The following is a 20,576-nucleotide window of genomic DNA, read 5'->3' as shown; positions in this document are numbered from 1 at the left end:
GTGCCGGCATGAGCAGGGATTTGAACGGGCGGGCGGTCCTCGTGACCGGCGGGTCGAGCGGCCTCGGCGCGGCGGTGGTGACCGCGGTGGCCAAGGCGGGTGGGCGGCCGTACGTGCTGGACCGGCAGGCGCCGGCCGACGGGGTGCCGTGGGTCGAGTGCGACCTGGCCGACACACGGGCCGCCGAGGCGGCCACCCGGCAGCTCGCCGAGCAGGCCGGTGGCCTCGACGGCGTGGTGACCGCCGCCGGCATGGACGTCCCCGGCCGGCTGGCCGACGTCGACGGCGCGACCTGGGACCGGATCGTGACGATCAACCTGCTCGGCACCGCCGCGGTGATCCGGGCCGCCCTGCCGCACCTGGAGCGGGCGCACGGCACGGTGGTGACCGTGGCGTCCACGCTGGGCGTCAAGGCGGTCAGCGACGCGACCGCGTACTGCGCGGCGAAGTTCGGGGTGGTCGGGTTCACCCGGGCGCTCGCCGCCGAACTGGCCGGGACGGTCGGCGTCACGCTGCTGATCCCGGGTGGGATGCGGACGGCGTTCTTCGACGACCGGGACGAGCGGTACAAGCCCGGCCCGGACGCCATCCTCAACGACCCGGCCGACACCGCCGAGGCGGTCCTGTTCGCGCTCTCCCAGCCGCCCGGCTGCGCCGTGCGCGAGCTCGTGGTCTGCGCCGAGCAGGAGTCGTCGTACCCGTGATCCTCGTGCTCCGCGCGCTCGGCGTCGGCGACCTCGCGACCGGGGTGCCGGCGCTGCGCGCGCTGCGCGCCGCGTACCCCGGTCGCGAGCTGGCGCTGGTCGCGCCGCGCTGGCTGGCCCCGCTGGTCGACCTGGTCGGGGGCGTGGACCGGCAGGTCTTCGCGGACGGGCTGGGCCGCCTCGGCTGGTCCGGCCCGCCGCCCGCGGTGGCCGTGAACCTGCACGGCCGGGGCCCGCAGTCGCACCGGATGCTCGCGGAGGTCCGGCCGGGGCGGCTGCTCGCCTTCGCCAACGCCAGGGCCGGGTGGCACGAGGGTCCGCCGTGGCGGGCCGGGGAGCACGAGGTGAACCGGTGGTGCCGGATGCTCGGCTGGTACGGCATCCCGGCCGACCGCACCGACCTGGCGCTGCGCCGGCCCGGGTCCGCCGGGCTGCCGACCGGCGTGACGATCGTGCACCCGGGCGCCAAGGCGGCGCGGCGGCGCTGGCCGCCGGAGCGGTTCGCGGCGGTGGCCCGGGAGCTGGCCGGACGGGGCCACCGGGTGGTGGTCACCGGCAGCCCCGGTGAGCGGGACCTCGCCGCCGGGGTGGCCCGCCGGGCCGGGTTGGCGGCCGACGCCGTGCTGGCCGGCGCTACCGACGTCGGCGAGCTGGCCGCGCTGGTCGCCCACGCCCGACTGGTGCTCTGCGGAGACACCGGCATCGGTCACCTGGCCACCGCCTACGCCACCCCGTCGGTGCTGCTCTTCGGGCCGGTGCCGCCCGCGGAGTGGGGGCCGCCGCCGGACCGGCCGTGGCACGAGGCGCTCTGGGCCGGGCCGCGCCGGGCCGGGGACGGACCGGCCGTGCATCCCGCGCTGGCCGAGCTGGACGTACCGGCCGTGCTGGCGGCGGTCGACCGGGTGACCACGGCCGCCAGGTCGGTCGCCGGGCAGCGGGTCCCGGCACAGGCGGGCGCCCCCGTTGCTACCCGCCGGTAGCCTGCCGCCGTAGGCTGAGCCGGTGAGCGGGGAGTACACGCAGGAGTTCGTGGACGTCGACGGGGCGCGCATCGGCGTCCAGAGCTACCCGGAACCGGACGGGCCGCCCGGCGCCCCCGTGGTGGTGATCTGGCCCGCCATGGGTGTCCGCGCCCGCTACTACCGGCCGTTCGCCACGGCGCTGCGCGAGGCCGGCCTGGCCGTCGTCGTGGCCGACCTGCGCGGCACCGGCGAGAGCACGCCGGCACCCTCCCGCACCTGCCGGTACGGGTACGCCGAGCTGGCCACCGACGTCGGCGCGGTGCTCGACGCGCTCAAGCCCCGGCTGGACGGCCGGACCCGGCTGCTGCTCGGGCACTCGCTCGGCGGGCAGGTCGCGGTGCTGCACCAGGCACTGCACGACGCGGACCGGGTGGACGGGCTGGCGCTCGTCGCGGTGGGCATCCCGTGGTGGCGCGGGTATCCGGGGCGGCGCGGCTGGGGGGTGCTGCCGTACACCCAGGGCATCGCGGCGGTGGCCCGGCTGCTCGGCGTCTGGCCGGGCTGGGGCTTCGGCGGCCGGCAGGCGCGCGGGGTGATCCGGGACTGGGCGTACACGGCGCGGACCGGGCGCTTCCCGGTGCTCGACGGGGTCGACGTCGAGGCGGCCGTCCGGCGGGTCCGCACCCCGGTGCTCGCGGTCAGCGTCGACGACGACCAGTACACGCCGCACGAGACGATGGACCACCTCTGCGGCAAGCTCACCGCCGCCGAGGTGAGCCGGCACCGCTACACCGTCGCCGAGGCGGGCGCCCCGCTGGACCACTTCACCTGGGTGCGCGCCGCCGCCCCGCTGGCCGCCCGGATCGCCGCGTTCGCCGCCGCGCTGCCGGCCCGCTGAGCCGCAGCGCTGCCGGCCCCCTGAGCCGTCCGACCGGACGGCCCGGCCGGAACCGGGGTGCGTAGGTTCGCGGAACGTGGGTAAGCCGCACCGCCCGAACACGGCGGAAGGGGATCAGATGTCCGAACGGCACACCGCGTTGCGCTCGATGCACGACCTCGGCCTGGCGGCCTGGTTCGGCGGCTCACTGATGGGCGCGCTGGGCGTCAACGGCGCGGCGGCAAAGATCGACGACTCGACTCAACGGCTGCCGATCGCCTCGGCCGGCTGGGCCCGGTGGACCCCGGTCAACGCGGCGGCGATCGGCGCGCACCTCGCCGGCGCCGTCGGCGAGCTGATCACGGAGAGCCCACGGATGGCCGCCCAGCGCGGGGTGGGGAGGATGAGCACGCTGAAGACCGCACTGACCGTCGGCGCGCTGGCGGTGACCGGCTACAGCCGGCTGCTGGGCATGCGCCTGCAGAAGGCGGGCGGGCCGCCCGTGCAGGGGGCCACCGAGCCGAGCTACCAGACGCCCGCGAACGTCGCGTCCTCGCAACGGCAGATGAAACTGCTCCAGTGGGCGATCCCGGCGATGACCGGCGCCCTGGTGGTGGTGTCGGCCTACATGGGTGAGCAGCAGAAGCCGGGACAGGTGTTCCGGGGCCTGCTCAACCGGGCCGGCGGGATTGCGATGGCGCCGAAGAGCATCGGCAAGGTCGCCGGGATGGCCGGGATGGCCGGGACCAAGCGACCGATGGCCATGGCCGGCCGGTGACCCACGCACGACGACGCCCGGGGCGCTGCACGCCCCGGGCGTCGCCGCGTCGCTCGTCCGGTCAGGAACCGGTGCCGTCCTCCCCGGGCCGGCCCAACGCCGACGGCTCGTTCTCCGGCACGGGCGGTTCGGCCACCGGGTGCCCGGTGTCGTCCACCAGGCCCGGGGCCATGCTGCCGCCGTGCGCCTCCTCGGCCTCCCGGGTCACCCGGGGATCCCGGTCGTCCCGGGTCAGGCCGCCGGGCTCGTCCCGCCGCTCGTCCACGCGTCCCCCTCGCTGTCGGTCCTCGGCACCGCCGGTACCCGGGAGGTGCCCCCGGAAACCTCAGGCGGGTGTGGTGGCGGGCGCGACGCCGAGCAGCGCGGCGAGCCGGGCGGCGTCCCGCTGGGCCTGGTCGCCGCAGCAGTTGTTCAGCAGCACGTGCAGCTCGGCGCACTGGTCGGCGAGTTCGCGCAGCAGCACGGACCAGCGCCGCAGCTCCTCGTCGCCGTAGGCGTACCGGAACTTCTCCTGCTTGTCGCCGCTGTCCCAGGCGGTGCTGTGCCCGTGGAACCGGACCACGGCCAGGTCGGCGGTGGCGACGAGGATCGGCGGCACGGAGGATTCGTGTCCCTGCGGCATGTCCACACAGACGTACCCGAGCCCGTGCTCCCGCAGGAAGGTCACGGTCTCCACCACGGCGTCCTCGGCGAACCAGGAGGAGTGCCGCAGCTCGACGGTGACCGGCCAGGGCCGGCACCGCCGTGCCGCGGACAGGATCCGCTGCCGGGCCGCGTCACCGCGGGCGAGCCACGGCGGGAACTGCAGCAGCACGGCGCCGAGCCGGTCGGCCGCCGCGAGCGGCGCCAGCGCCGCGTGGAACCGGTCCCAGAGCGCGTCGTACGCCCCGGCGGACAGGTCGCGCCAGCGGATCCGGCTCGGGCCGCCGGCCGGACGCAGGTCCCGGGGCAGCGCGTCGACCGGGGTGTGGTGGCCGGTGAAGAGGCGGAACGCCTTGACGTCGAAGGTGAAGCCCGGCGGTGTGGCGGCTGCCCAGCCCGCGGCGGTCTCCGGCGCCGGGATCGCGTAGTAGGAGGTGTCCACCTCGACCAGACCGAACCGCTCCGCGTACCAGCCGAGCCGGCCGGCCGGGGTGTTGACCGAACGGGGATACCAGCCCGAGCGGACCAGCATCTGGTCGGCCCAGGAGGACGTGCCCACCTTGATGACACCCATGTAATTCAGTGCACCGCGATCCGGACGAAACGGCAACTCGGGGTGGTTCGGCGCGGAGCCGGAAAAGTGTCGGTGACGGGTCGTACGGTGTTCCCGGTCCTCAAGCGAAAGGCGGGCGGCATGAGCGTCTCCGACCAGGTCCTCACCGGCGAGCGGGCCGACCTGCTCGCCACTCTCCAGCGGCACCGCGGCTTCCTCCGGCAGACCGTGGCGGGGCTCGACGACGAACAGGCCGCCCGGCGCAGCACGGCCAGCGAGCTCTGCCTCGGCGGCCTGATCAAGCACGTGGCCTCCACCGAGCACCGGTGGCTGCGGTTCGCCGAGGGCGGCGCCGAGGCCATGCAGAGCGAGCCGGTCGACTGGGCCGGCCAGTTCCGGATGCTCCCCGGCGAGACGCTGGCCGGGCTGCTCGCCGAGTTCGACCGGGTGGCCGCCGAGACGGACGCCCTGGTCGCGACACTCGCCCTCGACGCCGCGCATCCGCTGCCGAGCGCGCCCTGGTTCGAGCCGGGCGCGAGCTGGACGGTGCGCCGCGTGCTGTTGCATCTCATCGCCGAGACGGCGCAGCACGCCGGGCACGCCGACATCATCCGGGAGTCGATCGACGGGGCGAAGACCATGGGCTGACCGGGCCGCGGTGACCGACCTCACGTTCCGAACGGGGCCGTTGGGCGGGTTCCGGTGTGACGCCACGAGCGGTGGCGGCGCTGAGGGACACGAGATGACCGGACACCGCATGGACCAGGAGACCGTCGAGCGCCTGCTCGTCGGTCCCGTCACCGACGCGCAGGACGGTCCGCAGGCGCTCGTCCGGTTCCTCGCCGCCGTCCGCGCCGATCCCCATCCGCAGGAACTCACCGGCGAGGGCGCCGCCCTGCAGGCGTTCCGTCAGGCGCGGGCCGGTGATCCGGTCCCGGTGGCCGTGCTTCCGCCCCGGCCGCGTTTCCGCGCCGGGCTGCTCGGCGCCAAGCTGGCCCTGGGCGCCCTGCTCGCCACCGCCACCGGCGGGGTGGCCCTGGCCGCCGTCACGGGCAACCTGCCCGGCCCGCTGAACGGTGGTGGCGGCGCCACGCTCACGCCGTCTCCCGGTGCCGGCACCGACGGGTCGGCCACGCCGACCGCCGGCCGGAACCGTCCCGGCACCCCGAGCGCCGGCCCGGCGGGGCTTCCGAGTTCCCCGTCCGGGCTGGCGGGGCTCTGCACCGCCTACCGGGGCAAGAAGAACGCGGACCGGGGCCACGCCCTGGAATCGCCTCCCTTCGCCGCCCTGGTCGCGGCCGCCGGCGGCCGGGAGCAGGTCGCCGCCTACTGCGACGCGCTGCTCGACGGAAAGGGCAAGCCGACCGGATCCGGCCCCGACCCCACCGCGCCGCGGCCGAGCGAACATCCGACACAGGGAACCAGCCCGAAGCCCACCGCCCGGGTCACCGGTCCCCCGCCGACCAGCCCGATGACCGGTTTCGCGACGACCACCGAGCCGGGCAACCGCCCGATGCAGAAGACCACTCCGGCCCGCCCCTCCGCGCGCTGACGGCGACGGGCCGCGGCGGCCGGAGGCGGTGCCGCCGGCCGCTCGGCAGGATGATCGGCAGCGGACGGTTGGTAGCGTGCCCCGGTGACCCCACGGCGTCGCCGACTGGCGATCCCCTTCCGCCTGGCCGTCGTGCTCGGCGTGGTGGCCGGCATCGTGCTCACCGCGCTCGGCCCGGCCACGGTGACCGGCCTGCTGCCGTACTTCACCATCCAGAGCAACGTGGCCGTCGGCGTCTTCGCCGGATACGCCGCCTGGCGGGCCTGGCAGGGCCGTCCCGAGCCGCCGAGCGCGCTCAAGGGCGCCGTGACCCTCTACATCACCATCACCGGCACGGTCTACCACCTGGTGCTGGCCAACCCGGCCAGCCCGTTCGCGATGGTCCAGCCGCAGCGGGACCCGGTCGAGTGGTGGGGCAACCAGTTCCTGCACACCGTGGTGCCGCTGCTGGCCATCGCCGACTGGGCGCTGTTCGACCGGCGCGGCCGGCTGCGGCCCCGGTACGCGGCGTGGTGGCTGGCGTTTCCGGTCGCGTACCTCGGTTTCGCCCTGGTGCGGGGGCTCGTCGTGCACCGCTACCCGTACCCGTTCCTCGACGTGCAGCAGCTCGGCTACGGCGGCGTGGGGTTCAGCGCGCTCTTCTTCGCCGTCGCCTTCTGGCTGCTCGGGCTCCTGTTCGTCGGTGTCGACCGGGCACTGGGCCGGCGCGCCCGTGGCGTGCCGGCGGAGCCGGCCCCGGCCGCGGCGCCGCAGGAGAGCGCGGCCGGGCCCCGCTGACCGGACGGACGCCGGTCACCCGTCGCCAGGCCGCGCCGCAGGAGAGCGCGGCCGGGCCCCGCTGACCGGACGGACGCCGGTCACCCGTCGCCAGGCCGCGCACCGCCGGTGCCGCCGATCCGGACCCGCGGGCCGGTGGTGCGGTCGCGGCCGTAGGCGTCGGCCCGCCCCCAGCGCCCCGGCACGTCGAGCAGCTCGATCCGGCCGTAGCCGTCCGGGACGTACGGGTTCACCAGCAGGTTCTCCCCGCACGGGCGCAACCCGAGCATGGTGGCGAGCAGCATGAGCAGCCCTCCGGACGCCCACGACTGGGGCCGGCCCGCCACCGGCAGCTGGACCGGATACTTGGTGAGGTCGCGCGGGTAGCCGGCGATCACCTCCGGCACCGAGCCCCCGAGGGTCTCCACCACGGCGAACATGCCGGCCGCGACCTGGGCCGCCTCGGCGTCGTACCCGTAGCGGCGCAGGCCCGCCGCGATGAGCGCGTTGTCCGACGGCCAGACGGCGCCCAGGTGGGCGCCGACCGGGTTGTACGGCCGCTGCCCGGTGGCGTAGGTGCGTACCCCCCAGCCGGAGAAGAGTTCGGGGCCGCACAGGTGCGCGGCCAGCGCGTCGGCCCGCGCCGGCTCGACGATGCCGCTCCACAGCAGGTGCCCGAGGTGGGAGGTCAGCGCGTCCACCGGCTCCCCGTCGGGGGTGAGCGCCAGCGCGTAGTAGCCCCGGTGCGGCAGCCAGAAGTCCCGGTTGAACCGCTCGCGCAGGCCCGCGGCCTCGGCCTCCAACCGGTCGGCGTAGCCGGGATCGCCCCAGAACTCCCGGGCCAGCCGGGCACCGCGGACCTTGGCGTCGTACGCGTACCCCTGCAACTCGCAGGTCGCCCGGGGGAACGGCGGCGCGACGGCGTGCCGGTCGACGATGGCCTCCGGCGAGTTGCGCCAGGTCTGGTTGGCCACCCCGTTGCCCGTGTTGCGGGGCTGGTAACGCAGGTAGCCGTCGCCGCACAGGTCGCCGTACTCGTCGATCCAGTCCAGCGCCATCCGGGCCGGGTGCCGCAGTTGCCGGACCAGGTCGGCGTCGCCGGACCAGCGCTCGTACTCGTCGAGCAGGATCACGAACAGCGGCGTGGTGTCGGCCGCGCCGTAGTAGAACGCGGTGGGCTGCTCACCGAAGGCGGCCGACTCGCCGTACCGCAGCTCGGAGAGGATCTTCCCGGGCTCCTCGTCGTGGAAGTCGTCGAGCCGCCCGCCCTGGAGCAGGGCCAGCAGCCGCAGCGTCGCCGGCGTCAGCTCGGGGGTGAACGGCAGCGTCTCCAGGCAGGTGATGAGGGCGTCCCGGCCGTACAGCGCCATGGCCCAGGGCATCCCGCCCACCGGCACCCGATCGATGTACGACAGCGGCGTGTACCGCAGCGAGGCCAGGTCGGTCAGCGCCTGCCGGTACGCCGCGGTCAGCGCCTCCCGCTCGGCGCTGAGCTGCGGCGCGTGGTCGAACCAGCGGGCCAGGTCCTCGCGCATGTCGTGGTGGACGAGGCGGCGGTGGGACTCGAGGCTGGACCGCAGGTCGCGCCCTCCGGCGCCGTGGATGATCATGCCGACGTTCAGGTCGGTGTGCCAGGTCCCGTTCGGGGCGACCCGGATCCGGAACGTCATGCCCCGCTGGTCGACCTCCACCGGGGCGGTGCTGGAGACGATGGTCTCCCGGGTGAACCGGTCCCGTTCGTGGCAGATCCGCAGCTGCCGGTGCGCCGTGTCGGCGACGACCACCGGCCGGCGCGGCCCGGGCCGGAGGATCTCGGAGGTGTCGGCGAAGTCGCTGCCGATCTCCATCCGCAGGGTGAACTCGGCGGGCTCGGCGGAGTGGTTGAGCACGGTGAGCCGCTCGTTGAAGCTCTCGTCGATGGACCGGTGCCGGAGCACCGAGACGTCGGCGTCGACGTAGTGGCTGGCGGCGCCGGGGACCAGCACGAAGCGGGTCTCGAAGTATTCCAGCTCGTCCCGGGACAGGGCGTTCAGCCGCTCCCCGTCGAGGGTGAGCACCCAGCGGGACAGGAAGCGGGTGTCGAAGGAGAACAGGCCGATCGGCGCGAACGGCTCGACCTCCATGTCGCCGTGCGCGTCGCTCAGCGCGAAAACGTTGCCGGCGAGGACGCCCACCAGCTCCTTCATCGCGTCGCCACTCCGGCGCAGCCCAGCTCGCGGGGGTGCCGGGCGTCGGCCGGGCCCGGGAAGAGCCGCCGCAGCGACAGCAGCAGCCGCAGGTCGCCCTGCGCGGTGAGGTCGTTGCGCAGCAACGCCGCGGCCGCGTTCAGCCGGCCGGCGGCGATCCGGTCGAACACCTCCCGGTCGGCGCGGACCACCAGGTCGGCGTCCTCCGAGATGCGGTCCACCCGCACCTCCTGGTGCGCGATCGTCAGGTACCAGTGCTCGGTCCGCGCCCCGTCCCCCAGGTCCAGCCGGATCGTGCCGCCGGTGTTCTCCGGCAGGTCGGGGTGCCGGCCGGCCATCCGCCGGGTCAGGTACTCCGCCGCGCTCATGGTCCCTCCCGTCGCTCCCGGTCCGGTCGCCGGGCGGCTCCGCCCGCCCCCGCAGGGTCCCCGCCGCTCGGGTGAGTCCAACTCACCCGCTGCGGGTGAGCCGGCTGGTGCTTCGGGCTGGTGCGCCGGGCGGAAGTCGGGTACTGCGGAGGAATGGGGATGACCGGGGACGCCACGACCGACCGGGTGCTCGCCGCGCTGCTGGCCATGCAGCGCCAGTCGTGGGAGCAGGGGGTGACCGGGCACGCCCTGCTCGACCTCGGGCTCGGCGAGCTGGCCCTGCTGGTCGCCGACGCGGCGGTGACCCGGCAGCATCCGGACGGGCGGCTCGGCGACGTGTCCGGCGAGGCCGGCGCCGTCAACGGGGCGGCCTGCGGCGAGGCGGTCCGCCACGCGGCAGCGACCGACGGGGACCCGCGCTACGCCGCCGCCCTGGACGCGCAGCTCGACTGGCTGGTCGCCCGGGCGCCCCGGGCCGCCGACGGCACCCTGTTCCACCTCCTCGACAGCCGCCAGGTGTGGGCGGACACGGTGTACATGGTGGTGCCGCTGCTGGCGCTGGCCGGCCGGACCGACCTGGCCGCCGCGCAGGTCGAGGGGCACCGCCGCCGGTTGTTCGACCCGCGCACCGGCCTCTACGCGGCCCGCTGGGACTCCGACCGGGGTGAGCTGGACCAGCCGCGCCCCTGGGGCACCGGCAACGGCTGGGTGGTGGCCGGCATCGCCCGGGCGCTGCGCCTGGCGCCGGACTGGCCGGCCGGGCCCCGCGCCGAGCTGGCCGCGCACGCCCGCACCGTGCTGGACGCCTGCCTGGCGTACCGGGCCGACGACGGGCTCTTCCCCGACGTGCTCGACGACCCCCGCTCGTTCCGGGAGGCGAACACCGCCCAGCTTCTCGGGTACGCGGCGCTCACCGGGGTGGCCGACGGGTGGCTGCCGGCGTCGTGGCTGGGCACCGGCGCCGACCTGCTGGCGGCCGCGGCCCGGCGGGTGGACCGCCTCGGACGGGTGACCGGGGTCAGCGGGGCGCCGGACTTCACGGGGCCCGGCACCTCCCCGGAGGCGCAGGCGTTCCACCTGCTCGGGCACGCCGCGCTGCGCCGCGCCCGGGCGGCCGTCAGCCCCGCTGGATGAGCCCGCGCACGTAGGCGGCCTGACCGACGTGCTGGAGGTCGTCGTCCAGCGTGCTCACCAGCCGCACCCCGAGGGTGATCGGCGGATCCCAGTTCTCGTCCACCACCCGGTCCAGGTCGGCCGGACGCAGCCCGCGCAGGTACGCCAGGGTCCGGTCGACCACCGCCCGGTGGTAGTCGAGCAGCACCCGGCCGTCCTCCGGCCGCACCCGGGCGACCTGCTCGGGGCTGTGCGCGTATCCGGTGTCGTCCGGGTCGGCGGCCAGCCCGAACCGGCCCGCCCAGTCGCCGCCGGCCCAGAGCTGCTCCTCCCCCATGACGTCGCTGACCTGGTGATCCTGGATCCGGGTGAGGTGCCAGACCAGCCAGCCCACCGGGTTCGCCCCGGCGGCCGGGGCCTGCCGCAGCTGCTCCGGGCTCAGTCCCTCGATCGCTCCCGCCACCAGGTCGGGCAGCCGGCCGAACGCATCGGTCAGCAGGTCGTTCGCGTCCACGGGTCCCACGCTCCTCCGCCGTCGGTGCCACCGGAGGCAGTACCGCCCAGGCCGGGCGGCAAACCTCACCCCCTTAGGGTGATCGCGTGGTCGCGGCGCTGGAGCTGTATCTCGACACCGACGCCACCCGGCGGATCCGGGTGCTCTGGGACGCGTTGGAGGCCGAGGGCGTGCAGAGCATGAAGTCGCTGCTGGAGCAGCGGCACCGGCCGCACGTGTCGCTGGCGGTCGCGCCGCGTCTCGACCCGCACCGGGTCGCCGAGGCGCTGGCCGGGATGGTGGTGGCCGCCCCGCTGCGGCTGGAGTTCCAGCACGCCGGGCAGTTCGTGGGGCGGGTGCTCTGGCTCGGTCCGGCACCCACCCCGGAGCTCCTGGCCCACCACGGCGCGGTGCACGAGCGGCTGGCCCGGGCCGGCATCGGCCTCGTGGAGCACTACCAGCCGGGCCGCTGGGTGCCCCACTGCACGCTGTCCATGCGGGTGCCGAACACCCTGCTGGCCGCGGCGGTGCGCCGCTGCCTCGAGGTGCTGCCGCTCACCGCCACCGTGGTCGGCGCCGCCGTCACCGACCACGCCCGCGGGATCTCCCACCCGCTCGCCTGACTCCCGCGCACGGGCGCGGCGGGGTCAGCGCGGCCCGAGGTCGACCAGGAAGGTCGGGTAGTCGGGCTGCGGGCAGGGATCGCCGCGGTGGCCGAGCCGCTCGTAGAAGGGCGCCGCCCGCTCCCGGTGGGCCTGCCACTCCAGGTGACGGGCCCGCCCGGCCGCCCACTCCGACACGGCGGCCAGCAGCGCACGGCCGGCGCCGCGCCCGCGCCGGTCCGGGCGTACGTACAGGTCGTGCAGGCGCACCGTGCGGTGCGCGTCGCCGGAGCGCAGGTGCGGCCCGTGGTCCTGGGCGGCGGCGTACCCGCCCAGCCCGTCGTCGCCGACCGCGCCGAGCAGCGCCCAGCGGGGATCGGCGAGCAGCAGCAGGAACCGCTCGCGGTGGATCTCGGCGGGCCCGTCGCCGACGCCCATGTCGCGCAGCATCGGCCACAGCCGCGGCCAGTCCGCCCCGGTCAGCTCACGGACGGTGATCGGCACGCGGTACAGCATGCCGGTCGGGCGTGGTACCGCGCCATCCGGACCATCACGACGCGGGTGGCGCGGGTCGTCGCCGCCCACCGGAACCGGTGCCGGGTCCTCGGGCACGGTCCGATCGTCACCCGCGACCGGCTGGCCGAGGGTGCCGTACGCGAACCACACGGTGGCCGGGAGGTGGCCGTGCCGGAGTGGACCTAGACTGGCCGCGTGGAGCGGGCCGAGTGACCAGCGGAAGCGCGTCGTCGACGACGTACGGTCACCTCTGCGTGGCCTACGACGACCCGGCGGCGCTGGACGCCCGGGCGGTCGCCCACCTGGCCGCGGGCCTCGCGGCCGGCGAGCAGGTCTGGCTGGTCGGTCCCGGTGACCCCGACGTGCTGGCCGGCCGGCTGGCGCGCCTCCCCGGTCGCGACACCGCACTGAGCCGGCGCGCGCTCCGGCTGGTCCCCGTGGAGCGGGCCTACCGCCACGACGAGATCGTCGACCCGGAGAAGCAGGTCCGGGCCTACGCGGCGGCCACCCGCGACGCGCTGGCCGCCGGCTACACCGGCCTGCGGGTGGTGGCCGAGGCCACCGCCCTGGTTCGCTCTCCCGCCCAGCGGGCGGCGTTCGCCCGGTACGAGCACCTCATCGACCACTGGATGCGCCGGCACCCGATGTCGGCGGTCTGCGCCTACGACCGGCGGGAGCTCGGCGACGCCGCGATCGCCGAGCTGGCCTGCATGCACCCCGAGACCAACGCCGACGTGCTGTTCCGGCTGCACGCCGGTGGCGGGGACGCGGTGGTCGAGCTCGGCGGCGAGCTGGACCCGTCCAACCACCGGCTCTTCGCCGCCGCGCTGGACCGGGCCGACCCGCGCCCGGTCGGCGGCCGGCTCGTGTTCGAGGCGGCCGGACTGCGCTTCGTCGACCACCGCTGCCTGCTGCACCTGCGCGACCACGCCCGGCGGCACGACGCCACCGCCGTACTGCGCACCTCGCACTCCGCCGCGGCGCGGCTGGTCGAGCTGCTCGACCTGACCGAGGTGCGGGTGGAGGTGGTCCGATGAGGACGGGAGCCGCCGCCGGCCACGTGGGCTACTACCACGAGGCCATCCTCTACGACTCCGACGAGCACCTCCTGGCCGTGGTCCTGCCGTTCCTGCTCGGCGGCGTCGAGGCCGGGGAGCCGACCGTGGTCGGCCTCGGCGAGCGCAACGCCGATCTGGTCCGCCGCGCCCTGCCCGCCGGCGCCGGCGTCACCTTCCTGCCCGGTGCCGACCTCTACGCCCGCCCGACCGCCGCGATCCGCGCCTACCGGAAGCTGCTCGGCTCGTACGTGGCCGAGGGCGCCCGGCAGATCCGGATCGTCGGCGAGCTGCCGCCGGCCGCGCTGGGCGCCACCTGGGACTGGTGGGCCCGTTACGAGTCGGCCATCAACCACGCCTACGACGACTTCCCGCTCTGGAGCATGTGCGCGTACGACGTCCGGGACAGCCCGTCCCGGGTGCTGGCGGACGTGGTGCGGACCCATCCACGGGTGGCGTTGCCGGACGGCAGCCACAAGCCGACCGACGCCTACACCGAGCCGGCGGCCTATCTGGCCGAGCCACGCCCCATGCTGCCCGACCCGCTGCAGCGCACGGGGCCGGCGGTCGAGCTGGTCGACCCGGCCCCGGCCGAGGCGCGCGACGCGGTCCGTGCCGCACACCGCGGCCAGCTCCCGGCCGACCACCTCGACGACCTGGTCGTCTCGGTCAGCGAGGTGGTGAGCAACGCGCTGCGCCACGGCGTGCCGCCGGTGCGGATGCGGCTGTGGAGCGCGCCGGACCGGATGGTGGTGACCGTGCAGGACCGGGGTCCCGGCCCGGCCGACCCGTACGCCGGGCTGCTGCCCGCGGGCAACGGCGCCGCCGGCGGCCTGGGCCTGTGGATCAGCCACCAGTCGTGCAACCACGTGGCGCTGCACCGGGACACCGACGGCTTCACCATCCGGCTGACCGCCGGAAACCCGTACTTCCCGGTGTGAGTCGGACCGCCCGGCGGCCCAGGTGGACCCGAGTTCACGATCGCGGGCGGGGCGGGGCGGAACCCGCGCGCCGGCGGCGGTACCGTTGCGCCTCATCATGCCCTGCGGGGCGGTCATCCGCCGGCCTGGCGCTGGCGAACCGACGGAGGATGGCGCATGTCCAACGGCGAGGAACCGTTCGCACCCCACGACGACGTGTCCGCGCGGCCGAGGTTCGACCCGGCGCTGCGCGGCTACGACAAACGCCAGGTGGACCGGTACGTCGAGCAGGTGGACGGTGAGCTGACCGCCGTGACGGCCGAGCGCGACCGCGCGTACGCCCAGGTCCGGGAGCTGACCGCGCAGGCGCAGCGAGCGCAGACGGAGGCCGCCGAGCTGCGGCAGCGCCCGACGCAGGTGGACCGGGCGTCCTTCCGCGACCTCGGCCCCATGGTCGACCAGATCCTCGACCTGGCGGAGAAGCAGGCCGGGCAGATCACCGAGGCGGCCACGAAGCGCGCCGCCGAGCTCCAGGCGCAGGCGGAGAAGGTGCTGGCCGCCGCGCGCGACGAGGCGGACCGGGAGCGGCGCGAGCTGGCCGAGGAGCTGTCCACGCGCCGGGCCGAGCAGGAGAAGGTGGACGAGGAGCGGCACACCGCCGCGCAGGCGGAGCTCACCGCGATCCGCGAGCTGACGGAGAAGCTGCGCGTCGAGGGGCAGGCCGCCCACGACCGGGCCCAGCAGGAGGCGAAGCGGATCGCCGAGCAGAGCGCCCAGCAGGTCGAGCAGGCCCGCTCCGCGTCCGAGGCGCTGGTGAAGGCGGCGCGCACCCAGATCCAGCAGGAGGTACAGGCCAACCGGAGCAAGGCCCAGCAGGAGCTGGCCCAGTGGCAGGCCACCATGGCCCGGGAGCTGGACGAGCAGCGGGCCGCGGCCGAGCAGGAGCTGGCCGACCGGGCCGCCGCCGCGGAGCGCGACATCGCCGCCCTGGTCGCCGAGGCGCAGCAGTACGCCACCGAGGTGCGCGAGCGGGCCGACGAGGAGACCGCGGCGCACCAGGAGCAGCTCACCACGGTGCAGCAGGAGGTCCAGCAGCGGCAGGAGGCGCTGACGCAGCTCAAGGCCGAGCTGGAGACGGCCGGCCAGGAGCTGGAGCGGACCCGCCGGGACATCGCCGCGGTCGAGGAGCAGGGCGCCGCGCTGGAGGAGCAGCTGGTCGCCGTACGCCGGGACCTGACGGCGGAGACCAAGCGGCTGGCGGACGCGCGGCGCGCGGCCGACCTCGCCGAGCAGCACGCGAAGGAGACCCGGGCCCGGGTGCAGCGGGAGGCCAAGCGGGTCGCCGACCTGGCCGCGGCGGCGGTGATGGCGGCGGCCGCCGGCGGTGTGGAGACGGCCGAGTACCCGATGGTGGCGCCGCGGCCCGCCGGAACACCGGCGGAGCCCACCCCCGTGGTGGTGCCCGCCCCGGCCGCGGTGGCCGTGCCGGCCGCCGTGACCGACGCGGCCGCCGATCCCGATCCCGGCGAGCGGGCCGACGGCGAGCGGCCCAGCGCCGAGCCGTTCCTGGAGCGGGCCTCGCTGGAGCGGCCGAGCTTCGACGCGTTCGCGGTGCGCACCCCGGCGCCGCGGCTCGCCCCCGAGGCGGAGGCCACCTCCGAGCCGGCCCCCGGCCCCGACGGCGGTGTCCCCGCCAACGCCTGACCCGTCCCCACCGCCCGGTCCCCCACATCGGAGGGCCGGCGGGGGTCAGTCGCGCGCGAGGGCGGCGGCGAGGTCGGCGAGGTGGCGGGCCACCGGGCCGGCCGTGAGCACGCCGCTGCCGGCGCCGGCCAGTTCGCCGGCGGCGGGACGCAGGGCGGCGTGCAGCCGGGCCATGGTGGCGCGGTCGTCGAGGTCGAGGGCGGCCCGGGCGGCGACGCAGAGCCGCGCCTCGCGCAGCAGGTCGTGCGGCGACTCCGGCAGGGCGCGCAGCGCGGCGGCAGCCTCGTCCCGGCGGCCCGCGGCGAGCAGGGCCAGCGGCCGGACCCACGGCGCGTACGGGCCGGTGTGGGCGGCGTCGGCCAGCGCCGGGCCGAGGTCGTCCCCCGTGGACAGCCGCAGGCAGAGCAGGGCGAACGGCAGCAGCCCGGCGGCCATGCCCGGCATCTGCCCGGCGTCGAGCCGGACGGCCGCCGCCCGGTACGCTGCCTCGGCCTCGGCGCGGCGCCCGGCGACGGCCAGCCGGAGGGCGGCGTACCAGGCGGTGAAGACGCCGACGAGGGGCAGTTCGTAGCGGGCGGCGAGCCGGTCGGCGGCGGCCGCGTGGGCGTCGGCGGCCGCGTGGGCGTCGGCGGCGGTCACGTCGGCGCGGGCGCAGTGCGCCTGGAGCAGGATGAGGTGCCCCAGCACCTCGAAGGTGACCAGGCCGTGCCGGACGGCCAGGTCGACCAGTTCGGCGCCGATGCGGGCGCGTTCCGGCGCCCGGCCGGCCCGGTCGACGGCGTGCATGAAGCGGGCGTTGAGCGCGAAGGCCAGCAGGGCCGGGTCGCCGAGGCCGCGGGCGATCTCCTCGGCCTCGGCGGCCGCCCGCCGGCCCCGGTCGCCGGTGTCGCCGCGCAACTCCAGGGCGAGGGTGCAGAGGAGCCGGGCGCGCCGGGCCGCCTGATCGGCCGGGAGCGCGGCGAGGGCGGCCTCGGCGGCGGCCACGATCCGCCGGGACAGCTCCTCGTCGTCGTTGCGGGGCCAGACGGCCGGCACGTCGAAGGCGGCCAGCACGTCGGCCGTGAGTTCCGGGTCGGCGAGCCGTTCCACGGTGGCGACGGCCTCGGCCCGCAGCCGGCGGGTCCGGTCGAGGTGGCCCGTGACGGCGAGGGCGCGGCCCCACCCGATGACGGCGGCCAGCCGGCCGCGTACGTCGTCGCCGCCGGCCCGGTCGTGGGCGGTGACGGCCTGCTGCCAGAGCCGGACGGCCTCGTGCGGGTGGCAGCGCCGCTCGGCCCGTTCGGCTCCGGCCGCGGCGTACCGGGCGGCCCGGGCTGCGGCGGCCGGACCGGGAGCCTGTCCGAAGTGGTGCGCGAGGGCCGTGACGTCGTCCGGCCGCAGCCGTTCGAGCACGGCGCCGACGGCGGCGTGCCAGCGGGCCCGGCGCGGCGCCGACAGGTCGGTGTAGAGGGTGTCGCGGACGAGGATGTGGGCGAACCGGATGCCGTCGGGGGTGAGGAACCCGGCCTGCGCGGCCCGGTCCACGGCGTCCAGCATGGCCTCCTCCCCGACCAGCGCGGCCAGCACGTCCGGGTCGAGGTCCCGGCCGAGCACCGCGGCCTGCCGCAGCACCGCCCGGGCCGGTTCGGGCAGCTGCGCCAGGCGGTGCCGGATGACGTCCCGCACCCCGGCCGGTACGCGCTCCAGCGCGGTGGCCCCCTCGGCGGCGAGCAGCCGGGCCAGTTCCCGGACGAAGAACGGGTTGCCGCCGCTGCGCCGGTGCAGCGCCCGCACCGTGTCGGGGTCCGTCGCCCCGGCCACCGTGCGGACCAGGTCGCCGGTCTCCGCCTCGGCGAGACCGCCCAGGTAGACCCGGACCGGTTCGAGGCGCGCCAGCCGGGCCAGGGCCCCGGTGAGCGCCGGGGTGATCCCGGTGGCCCGGTACGTGCCGACCGCCAGCACCGGTCCGGTCACCGGCTCCGGCCCGGTGAACAACGCGGTCAGCAGGTCGAGGGTGTCCTCGTCCGCCCGGTGCAGATCGTCGAGGACGAGCAGGACGGGCCCGCGCCGCGCCGCCGCGCCCACCCGGGCGCCCGCCGTCCGGTGCAGCCGGTAGCGGGCCACGGCGGGCTCCCCGTCGCCCGGCGTGGTCGCCGGCGCCTCGGCCGGCTCGGGCAGGGCGGCGGCGAGCTGCGTCCACGGCCAGGCGGCCGGTGCGCCCTCGTACTCCGGGACCCGCCCGAAGGCACGGGTCCAGCCGGCGGCGGCGAGCCGGTCGGCCAGCGCCTCGACGAACGCCGTCTTGCCCGCGCCGGCGTCCCCGGAGACCAGGGCGAGGGCGGGCCGGCCGCGCCGGGCCACCCGGTCGGCCAGCCCCGTGAGGCTCGCCAGCTCGGCCGCGCGTCCCACGAACGGACGCCGCTCCTCCCCCGCTCCCGCGGCCGGCGTCGCGCCCGCAGCGGGCGGGACGACCGAGGCCGGCGTCGCGGCCGGAGCGGGCGGGGCCGGAGCGGGCCCGACCGGGGCCGGGTCGAGGTGCGGGGCCTGGGCGAGGATGTCGGCCTCCAGCCGGCGCAGCCGGGGCCCGGGGTCCACCCCCAGTTCCCGCACCAGTACGGCGCGGGCCTCCCGGAGCGCGGCGAGCGCGTCGCCCTGCCGGCCCGCCCGGTAGAGGGCGACCGCGAGCAACCGCCAGGTCTCCTCCCGCAGCGGCTGGGCGGCGGCCTGGGCGCGCAGGTCGCCGGCGGCCTCGGCGGCCCGGCCCAGGGCCAGCAGCGCCTCGGCGCGCCGCTCGACGGCGAGCAGCCGCAGCTCGTCCAGCCGGTCGATCTCCGCCCGCGCCCAGGGCTCGGCGGGGAACTCCGCGTAGGCCGGGCCGCGCCAGAGGGCGAGCGCGTCGTCCAGGGCCGTCAGGGCCGCGGCGGCACCCCCGACGGCCAGCGACTCCCCGGCCGCACCGACGGCCGCCTCGAACCGGCCCGCGTCGACCGCGCCGGTGGCGGCCGCCAGCGCGTACCCGGGCGGGGCGGTGACCAGCAGCCGGGCCGGCTGGCGCGGCGGCCGGTCGGGCTCCAGGGCCCGGCGCAGGTCGGCGACGAAGGTGCGCACGGCGCCGACCGCGCCCTCCGGCGGCTCCGCCCACAGGTCGCCGACGAGCCGGTCGACCGGCACCACCCGGCCCCGGGCGACCAGCAGGCGGGCCAGCACGGCCCGCTGCCGGGCGCCCTTCAGCGCCACCGGGCCCCGCGGGCCGGCCGCCACGAGCGGCCCGAGCACCCCGAAGGTCACAGGGGGTACGCGCGGCGGGTCGGTCACCCCGCCCACTCTAGGCAGCCGGGTGCCCGCGCACCGGCGGCCCGGCCAGGGCACTCATCCGCTGCTGATCGGCCACTGACCGGCACCGGGGAGGCTCGACGCGAACCGGAGCACACCCCGAAAGGACACCTCATGATCAACGGATTCGAGTCGCGCCGCGTCACCGTCGCCGACGGCGTGGCGCTGCACGCCGCGGTGGGCGGCACCGGCAGCCCGATCGTGCTGCTGCACGGCTTCCCGCAGACCCACCTCATGTGGCGGCACGTCGCCGCCGACCTGGCGGCCGACCACACGGTCATCTGCCCCGACCTGCGCGGCTACGGCGACAGCGACAAGCCGGCGGACACCGACGGCACCGCGTACGCCAAGCGGACCATGGCGGCCGACGTGGTGGCGCTGGCCCGGGCGCTGGGGCACGACCGGTTCGCCCTGGCCGGGCACGACCGGGGCGCCCTGGTCGCGATCCGCGCCGGCCTGGACCACCCGGAGACGATCACCCACCTGGCGTCGCTGGACGTGCTGCCCACCCTCGACACCTGGGAGGTCATGCACGGCGTGACGGCCGCGGTCGGCTTCCACCTCTACCTGATGGCGCAGCCGCCGGGGCTGCCCGAGCGGCTGATCGGCGCCGCCCCGGACGAGTTCTTCGGGCACTTCCTCGACCTCTGGGCCGGCGACCCGGACGCGATCCCCGCCGACGTGCGGGCCGCGTACCTGCGGGCCTGCCGGGCGGCCGTCCCCTCGATCGTCGCGGACTACCGCGCGTCGGCCGGCATCGACCTCGCGCACGACGAGGCGGACCGGGCGGCGGGCCGGGTGCTGCGCATGCCGGTGACCGTGCTCCAGCAGAACTGGGGCGCCGCGCTGGGCTTCGACGCGGCGGCGCGCTGGCGGGCCTGGGCGCCGGACCTGCGGCACGTGCCGGTGTCGTACGGGCACTTCATGGCCGAGGAGGCCCCGGCCGAGGTGGTGAAGGAGCTGCGCGCGCTGCTGGCCCGCTGAGGTCGGCGCGTGCGGACCCTTGCCCGGGACGGTGAAAGATGTAAATATCTGATCACTTTACGTGTGGGGGTTCTCACGTTCGGGGGTTGATCGACATGCGGAAGTTCTCCTCGATCGCGGCGGCGGTCACGGTCACGGTCGGCTGCACCGGTGTCGCGGTGGTGACCGCCGCCGCTCCGGCCAGCGCGTCCTGCAGCCACGCGCACTCCAACATCGACACGAAGCTCGGCACGCTCTTCAACGCCAGCAACGTCAACATCCGCACCGGCCCGCACACGACGTGCGGATCCCTCGGCTACGGCCAGCTCAGCCACAGCGTCGACTTCCACTGCTACAGCAACGGCGACCGGGTCAGCGCGAACGGGCACACCACCTACACGTGGACCTACCTGCGGGACACCACGACCGGGGTGTCCGGCTGGGTCGCCGACGCCCTCCTCGACAACCTCGGCAGCAGCGTCGCCTGCTGACCGTCCCCGCACGACCGGCCCGCAGCGGG

General features: G+C 76.5%; 22 protein-coding genes. 15 read left to right on the top strand and 7 right to left on the bottom strand.

Going from position 1 to position 20,576, the window contains the following annotated elements:
* Positions 1 to 8 precede the first annotated feature (8 nt).
* From GCE86_RS03770 to GCE86_RS03755, 4 genes are all read left to right on the top strand, one after another.
* Positions 9 to 704 (top strand): SDR family oxidoreductase, encoded by a 696-nt coding sequence (locus GCE86_RS03770; RefSeq protein WP_154225619.1) that lies wholly within the window; start codon positions 9 to 11, stop codon positions 702 to 704.
* Positions 701 to 1,684: a glycosyltransferase family 9 protein gene (locus GCE86_RS03765; RefSeq protein ID WP_154225618.1), complete on the top strand. Its 984-nt coding sequence runs from the start codon at positions 701 to 703 to the stop codon at positions 1,682 to 1,684. Before GCE86_RS03770 ends, GCE86_RS03765 begins: the two co-directional genes overlap by 4 nt.
* Positions 1,685 to 1,706: 22 nt before the next feature.
* Positions 1,707 to 2,564 (top strand): alpha/beta hydrolase family protein, encoded by an 858-nt coding sequence (locus GCE86_RS03760; RefSeq protein ID WP_154225617.1) that lies wholly within the window; start codon positions 1,707 to 1,709, stop codon positions 2,562 to 2,564.
* Positions 2,565 to 2,682: 118 nt separating this feature from the next.
* Positions 2,683 to 3,321, top strand: a complete 639-nt coding sequence (locus GCE86_RS03755; protein ID WP_154225616.1) for a hypothetical protein — start codon at positions 2,683 to 2,685, stop codon at positions 3,319 to 3,321.
* 61 nt (positions 3,322 to 3,382) lie between these two features.
* Here the strand turns inward: GCE86_RS03755 and GCE86_RS03750 are convergent, their stop codons facing one another.
* Both GCE86_RS03750 and GCE86_RS03745 read right to left on the bottom strand, forming a co-directional pair.
* Entirely contained in the window at positions 3,383 to 3,586 is a 204-nt protein-coding gene (locus tag GCE86_RS03750) for a GTPase activator (RefSeq protein WP_154225615.1), read from the bottom strand.
* A gap of 60 nt (positions 3,587 to 3,646) precedes the next feature.
* Complete coding sequence (locus GCE86_RS03745; RefSeq protein ID WP_154225614.1) at positions 3,647 to 4,537, bottom strand: DUF72 domain-containing protein; 891 nt, start codon at positions 4,535 to 4,537, stop codon at positions 3,647 to 3,649.
* Between the two features lie 120 nt (positions 4,538 to 4,657).
* On the opposite strand from GCE86_RS03745, the gene GCE86_RS03740 reads away from it, so the two are divergent.
* The 3 genes from GCE86_RS03740 (at position 4,658) to GCE86_RS03730 (ending at position 6,845) form a co-directional block, all read left to right on the top strand.
* Positions 4,658 to 5,164 carry a DinB family protein gene (locus tag GCE86_RS03740; RefSeq protein WP_154225613.1) on the top strand — a complete coding sequence of 169 codons (507 nt, stop codon included), beginning with the start codon at positions 4,658 to 4,660 and terminating at the stop codon, positions 5,162 to 5,164.
* A 94-nt stretch (positions 5,165 to 5,258) separates the two neighbouring features.
* On the top strand, positions 5,259 to 6,068 hold the full coding sequence (locus GCE86_RS03735) for a hypothetical protein (RefSeq protein WP_154225612.1): 810 nt from the start codon (positions 5,259 to 5,261) through the stop codon (positions 6,066 to 6,068).
* Positions 6,069 to 6,152: 84 nt separating this feature from the next.
* Positions 6,153 to 6,845, top strand: a complete 693-nt coding sequence (locus GCE86_RS03730) for a Pr6Pr family membrane protein (RefSeq protein ID WP_154225611.1) — start codon at positions 6,153 to 6,155, stop codon at positions 6,843 to 6,845.
* An 80-nt stretch (positions 6,846 to 6,925) separates the two neighbouring features.
* Here the strand turns inward: GCE86_RS03730 and GCE86_RS03725 are convergent, their stop codons facing one another.
* A complete protein-coding gene (locus tag GCE86_RS03725) occupies positions 6,926 to 9,010 on the bottom strand; it encodes an amylo-alpha-1,6-glucosidase (protein ID WP_154225610.1) in 2,085 nt (694 codons plus the stop codon).
* On the bottom strand, positions 9,007 to 9,378 hold the full coding sequence (locus GCE86_RS03720; RefSeq protein WP_154225609.1) for an SCP2 sterol-binding domain-containing protein: 372 nt from the start codon (positions 9,376 to 9,378) through the stop codon (positions 9,007 to 9,009). The genes GCE86_RS03725 and GCE86_RS03720 overlap by 4 nt, the downstream gene beginning before the upstream one ends.
* A 159-nt stretch (positions 9,379 to 9,537) precedes the next feature.
* Here GCE86_RS03720 and GCE86_RS03715 point away from each other — a divergent pair, with 159 nt between their 5' ends.
* Positions 9,538 to 10,512 carry a glycoside hydrolase family 88 protein gene (locus GCE86_RS03715; RefSeq protein WP_239543402.1) on the top strand — a complete coding sequence of 325 codons (975 nt, stop codon included), beginning with the start codon at positions 9,538 to 9,540 and terminating at the stop codon, positions 10,510 to 10,512.
* Here GCE86_RS03715 and GCE86_RS03710 read toward each other — a convergent pair.
* Complete coding sequence (locus GCE86_RS03710) at positions 10,496 to 11,005, bottom strand: mycothiol transferase (RefSeq protein ID WP_154225607.1); 510 nt, start codon at positions 11,003 to 11,005, stop codon at positions 10,496 to 10,498. The genes GCE86_RS03715 and GCE86_RS03710 overlap by 17 nt on opposite strands.
* A gap of 86 nt (positions 11,006 to 11,091) precedes the next feature.
* Here GCE86_RS03710 and GCE86_RS03705 point away from each other — a divergent pair, with 86 nt between their 5' ends.
* Entirely contained in the window at positions 11,092 to 11,607 is a 516-nt protein-coding gene (locus GCE86_RS03705) for a 2'-5' RNA ligase family protein (protein ID WP_154225606.1), read from the top strand.
* A gap of 24 nt (positions 11,608 to 11,631) precedes the next feature.
* On the opposite strand, the gene GCE86_RS03700 is transcribed toward GCE86_RS03705, so the two are convergent.
* The gene (locus GCE86_RS03700) at positions 11,632 to 12,090 is read right to left on the bottom strand and encodes a GNAT family N-acetyltransferase (protein WP_244317168.1); all 459 of its coding nucleotides are present in this window, start codon (positions 12,088 to 12,090) and stop codon (positions 11,632 to 11,634) included.
* Positions 12,091 to 12,147: 57 nt separating this feature from the next.
* On the opposite strand from GCE86_RS03700, the gene GCE86_RS03695 reads away from it, so the two are divergent.
* From GCE86_RS03695 to GCE86_RS03680, 4 genes are all read left to right on the top strand, one after another.
* Positions 12,148 to 12,288 (top strand): hypothetical protein, encoded by a 141-nt coding sequence (locus tag GCE86_RS03695; RefSeq protein WP_154225604.1) that lies wholly within the window; start codon positions 12,148 to 12,150, stop codon positions 12,286 to 12,288.
* Between the two features lie 23 nt (positions 12,289 to 12,311).
* Complete coding sequence (locus GCE86_RS03690) at positions 12,312 to 13,139, top strand: MEDS domain-containing protein (protein ID WP_154225603.1); 828 nt, start codon at positions 12,312 to 12,314, stop codon at positions 13,137 to 13,139.
* Positions 13,136 to 14,098, top strand: a complete 963-nt coding sequence (locus GCE86_RS03685; RefSeq protein ID WP_154225602.1) for a sensor histidine kinase — start codon at positions 13,136 to 13,138, stop codon at positions 14,096 to 14,098. Before GCE86_RS03690 ends, GCE86_RS03685 begins: the two co-directional genes overlap by 4 nt.
* A gap of 156 nt (positions 14,099 to 14,254) precedes the next feature.
* Positions 14,255 to 15,781 carry a coiled-coil domain-containing protein gene (locus GCE86_RS03680; protein ID WP_154225601.1) on the top strand — a complete coding sequence of 509 codons (1,527 nt, stop codon included), beginning with the start codon at positions 14,255 to 14,257 and terminating at the stop codon, positions 15,779 to 15,781.
* Between the two features lie 45 nt (positions 15,782 to 15,826).
* Here GCE86_RS03680 and GCE86_RS03675 read toward each other — a convergent pair whose 3' ends face one another.
* Positions 15,827 to 19,075, bottom strand: a complete 3,249-nt coding sequence (locus GCE86_RS03675) for an ATP-binding protein (protein WP_208818068.1) — start codon at positions 19,073 to 19,075, stop codon at positions 15,827 to 15,829.
* Positions 19,076 to 19,207: 132 nt separating this feature from the next.
* Between GCE86_RS03675 and GCE86_RS03670 the strand changes: the two genes are divergently transcribed.
* Positions 19,208 to 20,077, top strand: coding sequence for an alpha/beta fold hydrolase (locus tag GCE86_RS03670; RefSeq protein ID WP_154225600.1), 870 nt, complete (start codon positions 19,208 to 19,210; stop codon positions 20,075 to 20,077).
* Positions 20,078 to 20,172: 95 nt separating this feature from the next.
* On the top strand, positions 20,173 to 20,547 hold the full coding sequence (locus GCE86_RS03665; protein ID WP_154225599.1) for a hypothetical protein: 375 nt from the start codon (positions 20,173 to 20,175) through the stop codon (positions 20,545 to 20,547).
* The last annotated feature ends 29 nt before the right edge of the window (positions 20,548 to 20,576 follow it).

The organism is Micromonospora terminaliae, assembly GCF_009671205.1.
Lineage (GTDB): Bacteria > Actinomycetota > Actinomycetes > Mycobacteriales > Micromonosporaceae > Micromonospora > Micromonospora terminaliae.
The sequence above is the reverse complement of the archived record's forward strand: the minus strand, read 5'-3'. Positions and strand labels throughout refer to the sequence as shown.

Excerpts from the sequence above, each read along its gene's own strand:
- GCE86_RS03770 (WP_154225619.1), top strand. The coding sequence starts at position 9 with ATGAGCAGGGATTTGAACGGGCGGGCGGTCCTCGTGACCGGCGGGTCG.
- GCE86_RS03755 (WP_154225616.1), top strand. The coding sequence starts at position 2,683 with ATGTCCGAACGGCACACCGCGTTGCGCTCGATGCACGACCTCGGCCTG.
- GCE86_RS03745 (WP_154225614.1), bottom strand. The coding sequence starts at position 4,537 with ATGGGTGTCATCAAGGTGGGCACGTCCTCCTGGGCCGACCAGATGCTG.
- GCE86_RS03740 (WP_154225613.1), top strand. The coding sequence starts at position 4,658 with ATGAGCGTCTCCGACCAGGTCCTCACCGGCGAGCGGGCCGACCTGCTC.
- GCE86_RS03735 (WP_154225612.1), top strand. The coding sequence starts at position 5,259 with ATGACCGGACACCGCATGGACCAGGAGACCGTCGAGCGCCTGCTCGTC.
- GCE86_RS03725 (WP_154225610.1), bottom strand. The coding sequence starts at position 9,010 with ATGAAGGAGCTGGTGGGCGTCCTCGCCGGCAACGTTTTCGCGCTGAGC.
- GCE86_RS03720 (WP_154225609.1), bottom strand. The coding sequence starts at position 9,378 with ATGAGCGCGGCGGAGTACCTGACCCGGCGGATGGCCGGCCGGCACCCC.
- GCE86_RS03715 (WP_239543402.1), top strand. The coding sequence starts at position 9,538 with ATGACCGGGGACGCCACGACCGACCGGGTGCTCGCCGCGCTGCTGGCC.
- GCE86_RS03685 (WP_154225602.1), top strand. The coding sequence starts at position 13,136 with ATGAGGACGGGAGCCGCCGCCGGCCACGTGGGCTACTACCACGAGGCC.
- GCE86_RS03680 (WP_154225601.1), top strand. The coding sequence starts at position 14,255 with ATGTCCAACGGCGAGGAACCGTTCGCACCCCACGACGACGTGTCCGCG.
- GCE86_RS03670 (WP_154225600.1), top strand. The coding sequence starts at position 19,208 with ATGATCAACGGATTCGAGTCGCGCCGCGTCACCGTCGCCGACGGCGTG.
- GCE86_RS03665 (WP_154225599.1), top strand. The coding sequence starts at position 20,173 with ATGCGGAAGTTCTCCTCGATCGCGGCGGCGGTCACGGTCACGGTCGGC.